4 protein-coding genes are annotated in these 4,544 nt (G+C 47.8%); all 4 read left to right on the top strand.

The window, feature by feature from the left end; translation table 11 throughout:
- Positions 1 to 323, top strand: a 323-nt coding sequence (atpH, locus tag IT291_10405; protein ID MCC6221638.1) for an ATP synthase F1 subunit delta, incomplete at its 5' end; no start/stop codon positions are given.
- Between the two features lie 62 nt (positions 324 to 385).
- Entirely contained in the window at positions 386 to 1,990 is a 1,605-nt protein-coding gene (locus tag IT291_10400) for a F0F1 ATP synthase subunit alpha (protein MCC6221637.1), read from the top strand.
- A gap of 15 nt (positions 1,991 to 2,005) precedes the next feature.
- Positions 2,006 to 2,932 carry an ATP synthase F1 subunit gamma gene (gene atpG, locus IT291_10395; protein MCC6221636.1) on the top strand — a complete coding sequence of 309 codons (927 nt, stop codon included), beginning with the start codon at positions 2,006 to 2,008 and terminating at the stop codon, positions 2,930 to 2,932.
- A gap of 23 nt (positions 2,933 to 2,955) precedes the next feature.
- Positions 2,956 to 4,398, top strand: a complete 1,443-nt coding sequence (gene atpD, locus IT291_10390; GenBank protein ID MCC6221635.1) for a F0F1 ATP synthase subunit beta — start codon at positions 2,956 to 2,958, stop codon at positions 4,396 to 4,398.
- Positions 4,399 to 4,544 lie beyond the last annotated feature (146 nt).

Here is a 4,544-nt window from a genome sequence, read left to right as displayed (position 1 = left end):
AGTTCATAAGAACTGTCTTTGAACGGGAAAGAATTAGCATACTGCCCGATATAGCAGTTAGTTTTACTGAGTTAGCGGATGATCGATTGGGAAGAGTTCAGGTGGAGGTTTCTACAGCTCGAGATGTAAGTGGGGAGGAGAAGGCTGACATAGAGCGGAAACTAAGCCAGAAAATAAGTGGTGCCGCAAGTTTTACTTGGAATATTAACGCGGAGCTATTAGGTGGTTTAGTCGTAAATTACGGTGGGCGCGTCATTGACGGCTCTTTGGCGGGTCAGTTGAGTCGGATGGAGAACGCGCTGATGGGAGCTGCTGTTAAGTAAAACCACAAGTGCAATGTTTTTATTGAGCGAGTAATAGAGTGAATAGGGAGTAGTTTACGTAAATGAAGATTAAGGCTCAGGAAATAAGCAGAATACTTCAAGAGCAAATAAGAGGATATGAGGCGGCGACGGAGCTTGCGGAAGTCGGATCAGTGATTTCTGTGGGAGATGGCATTGCTCGCATCCACGGATTGCAAAACGTAGCAGCCGGCGAGTTATTGGCATTCCCCGGGGGTATAAGTGGTTTGGCGCTCAACCTCGAAGAAGACAACGTTGGTGCCGTGTTGATGGGTGAAGCGTCGTTGGTTAAGGAAGGAGCTATCGTAAAGCGCACTGGTAAAATTGCTGAAGTTCCAGTGGGCGAGGCACTTGTAGGCCGTGTAGTCGATGCATTGGGCAATCCTATTGATGGACTGGGCCCTATTGATGCGGAAGCAAGTATGAGAATTGAGATAAAGGCTCCAGGTATCGTGCAGCGAAAGTCGGTTCATCAGCCGCTACAAACTGGCCTTAAAGCTATTGACTCCATGGTTCCAGTTGGAAGAGGCCAGCGCGAGCTAATCATTGGCGATCGCCAGACCGGAAAAACTGCTGTTGCTATAGATACTATTATCAATCAAAAAGACACTGGCGTAATTTGCATTTATGTAGCCATTGGGCAAAAGAGATCTAGCGTTGCTCAAGTAGTTGGCAAGCTAAAAGAATATGGCGCGATGGATCACACCATTATCGTTGCAGCTACGGCTAGTGAGCCAGCGCCGCTTTCTTTTATTGCTCCGTATTCTGGTTGCACCATGGGGGAGTATTTCCGCGATAACGGCAAGCATGCATTGATCATTTACGATGATCTCTCAAAGCACGCAGTGGCTTATCGCGCAATTTCGCTCTTGCTAAGAAGGCCACCGGGTCGAGAAGCCTATCCAGGAGACGTGTTTTACCTGCACTCTCGATTGCTAGAGCGGGCTGCTAAGTTAAGCGATGCGCTGGGGGGCGGCTCTTTAACGGCACTTCCCATAATTGAAACGCAGGCGGGGGACGTTTCCGCCTATATTCCTACTAACGTGATTTCTATTACGGATGGTCAAATCTACTTAGAATCAGATTTGTTTTATTCGGGCGTTAGGCCGGCAATTAACGTAGGTCTTTCGGTTTCTCGCGTTGGCGGTTCGGCGCAAATAAAGGCGATGAAAAAAGTTGCTGGAACGCTTCGCCTGGACTTAGCGCAGTATCGAGAAAAGCAGGCATTTGCGCAGTTTGGTTCGGACCTCGATGCGTCGACAAAAGCTCAGTTGGATCGCGGCGAGCGTTTGGTTGAAATTCTTAAACAGCCACAGTACCGACCAATGCCAGTTGAGTTGCAAGTGTTGTCTATTTTTGCAGCAAACAATGGATTTCTCGATAAGCTAGAAGTTTCTCAGGTAAGGGCTTATGAATCTGCTATGCACGAGTTTCTGTTAGCCAATTGTCCAAAGAGTATTGCTGCCATAAAACAAAGCGGAGCAATGTCGGATGAGCACGCTGCAGAGTTAGGCAAAGCATTGGATGAGTTTACAAGAGATTTTATCGCAAGCGGCGACAAATCGACGAAACTAGGTGCCCGCTCCCAAGGCGATGTAAGTGATACGCCACGACAAGTAGTGCAGGAAGAAAGTCGAGCTGGCAATTAACGCGGGGCAATAAAGGTGGCTGGATTAAAGGAAATTCGCAGGCGCATTACTTCGGTAAACAATACGCGCCAAATAACCAGGGCGATGAAGTTAGTTGCTGCGGCGAAACTAAAGCGCGCCCAGGATGCTGCTCAAGGTGGTAGAGCTTATAGCGACCGGCTAAATGGCATAGTTAATACACTGGTGGCGGATCTAAGCGGTGAATTTACTCATCCGCTTTTAGAAAAAGCCGAAAGCGTAGATGTGCGCCGCGTAATTGTAATTTCTGGCGATAGGGGTCTTTGTGGTGGATATAACGCCAATGTCATAAAGGCGGTAGAGGCACAGGAGCTAGATTCGGGAGTGACGACCGAGTTTGTAGCTATTGGCAAGAGGAGTGTAAGCACATTAGCTCGGCTGGGCCGGAATGTAATTAGCACGCACGAGAACCTTCCTGAAAACGCCGCGCTTTGGCCGTTTGAGGAAATGAGCCGCGCTATAATTGGCGACTACATTGCTGGAAGATGTCAGGAGGTAGTTCTGTATTACACTAAATTCGTCTCCGCGCTTAAGCAAATAGTCGTACGAAAAGTATTGTTGCCCTTTGATGTTCTTCATTCGGCGGCGGGCGAAACTGTTTTAGGTAGTGGTAACGTAAGTCGCGCAAATACAGCGGAAGAAAAGCTCGATTCGCAGTTGCTCATCTCTCCTGTGGGGTATAGCCCGGAGCCAGGAGTAATTTTAAGCGAATTAGTTCCAATGTTGGTTAGGACTCGGCTTTTGCAGGCAGGGCTGGAGGCTAAGGCTAGTGAAAATGCGTCGCGCATGACCGCTATGGATTCGGCAACTAGCAATGCGAGCGATCTAATAGATAAGCTAAAACTCTATTACAACCGCGCTAGACAGAGCACTATTACTAGGGAACTCATAGATATAGTTGGTGGAGCTGAGGCAATTCAGTAATTAGTTTAAAGGAATGAGCTGATATGGATGTAAATAATTCTTTTGAAAATCGCGTTGGTCGAATAGTTCAAATCATGGGCCCTGTTATAGACGTGGCGTTTGATGAAGGCGTAGGTTTGCCAGGGATACATCACGCCTTAAAGATTACAAATTCAGCAATAGACGACACAGAAGACAATCTTACAGTAGAAGTCGGCTTGCACATAGGCGATAACATGGTTCGATGTATCGCCATGGATTCTACTGACGGTTTGGTGAGAGGAGGTTTGGTAAAAGATACTGGTGGCCCGATTAAAGTGCCGGTTGGACAGGGTAGTTTAGGAAGAATTATAGACGTAGTGGGAAGGCCGGTGGATGAGGCTGGGCCAGTTAAGACGGATGTATATTGGCCGATTCACAGAGTAGCGCCTAAGTTTGAAGATCAGGCGACATCTAAGGAGATATTTGAGACTGGCATTAAGGTAATCGATCTACTCGCGCCATACGTAAAAGGTGGAAAAATAGGCCTTTTTGGTGGAGCGGGCGTGGGCAAGACGGTCGTTATCATGGAGCTCATCAATAACGTGGCTAAGGCTCACGGCGGTTATTCAGTCTTTGCGGGCGTAGGTGAGCGCACGCGAGAAGGGAATGACTTATGGATGGAGATGAAGGAAAGCGGAGTGTTGGATAAAGCCGCTTTGATTTATGGTCAAATGAATGAACCACCAGGCGCGCGTTTTCGCGTTGGGCTAAGTGCTCTGACGGCTGCGGAATATTTTCGCGATCAGGAAGGCCGAGATGTTTTGTTGTTTGTAGATAATATATTTCGCTTCGTGCAAGCTGGTTCTGAAGTATCGGCGCTTTTGGGGCGCATGCCTTCGGCCGTAGGCTATCAGCCAACGCTTGCTACAGACGTTGGAGAATTGCAGGAGCGCATTACGTCTACTAAAAACGGCTCAATTACTTCTGTGCAGGCCATTTACGTGCCAGCAGACGATTTAACGGATCCGGCTCCCGCGACAACATTCGCTCATCTCGATGCTACTACGGTGTTGTCGCGTTCGATAGCAGAGCAGGGAATTTATCCAGCCGTGGATCCGCTGGACTCTACTTCTACAATTCTCGATCCGGCTATTATTGGCGAGGAACATTACTCGGTAGCGCGTCAGGTGCAGGGAATTTTGCAAAGGTATAAAGATTTGCAAGACATCATAGCCATCCTCGGAATGGATGAACTTTCGCCCGACGACAAGCTAGTAGTGGAGAGAGCTAGAAAAATTCAACGATTTCTTTCGCAGCCATTTTTTGTTGCCTCTCAATTTACTGGGTTAGAGGGTAAATATGTAAAGCTAGAAGATTCCATTCGGGGTTTTAAGGAGCTAGTGGAAGGCAAGCACGACGATTTGCCAGAGCAGGCTTTTTATTTGGTTGGGTCGATCGAGGAGGCTCGAGAGAAAGCGAACAGAATGGCTAAGAAAGCGGCGTAAGTGGACAGGTTAACATTTATTAGCTTCGGCGGAGATTATACGTAGATGGTGTCGCCACAATTTCAGCTTAGGATTTGTACGCCGCGCGGCGAATTATTTAGTGGATTAGTAACAGAGGCCATTCTTCCTGGATTGGATGGAGAGGT

It is taken from the genome of Deltaproteobacteria bacterium (genome assembly GCA_020845775.1).
Taxonomy (GTDB): Bacteria; Bdellovibrionota_C; UBA2361; order SZUA-149; family JADLFC01; genus JADLFC01.
Note: the sequence above shows the minus strand (reverse complement) of the source record. Positions and strands in the feature narration are given on the sequence as shown.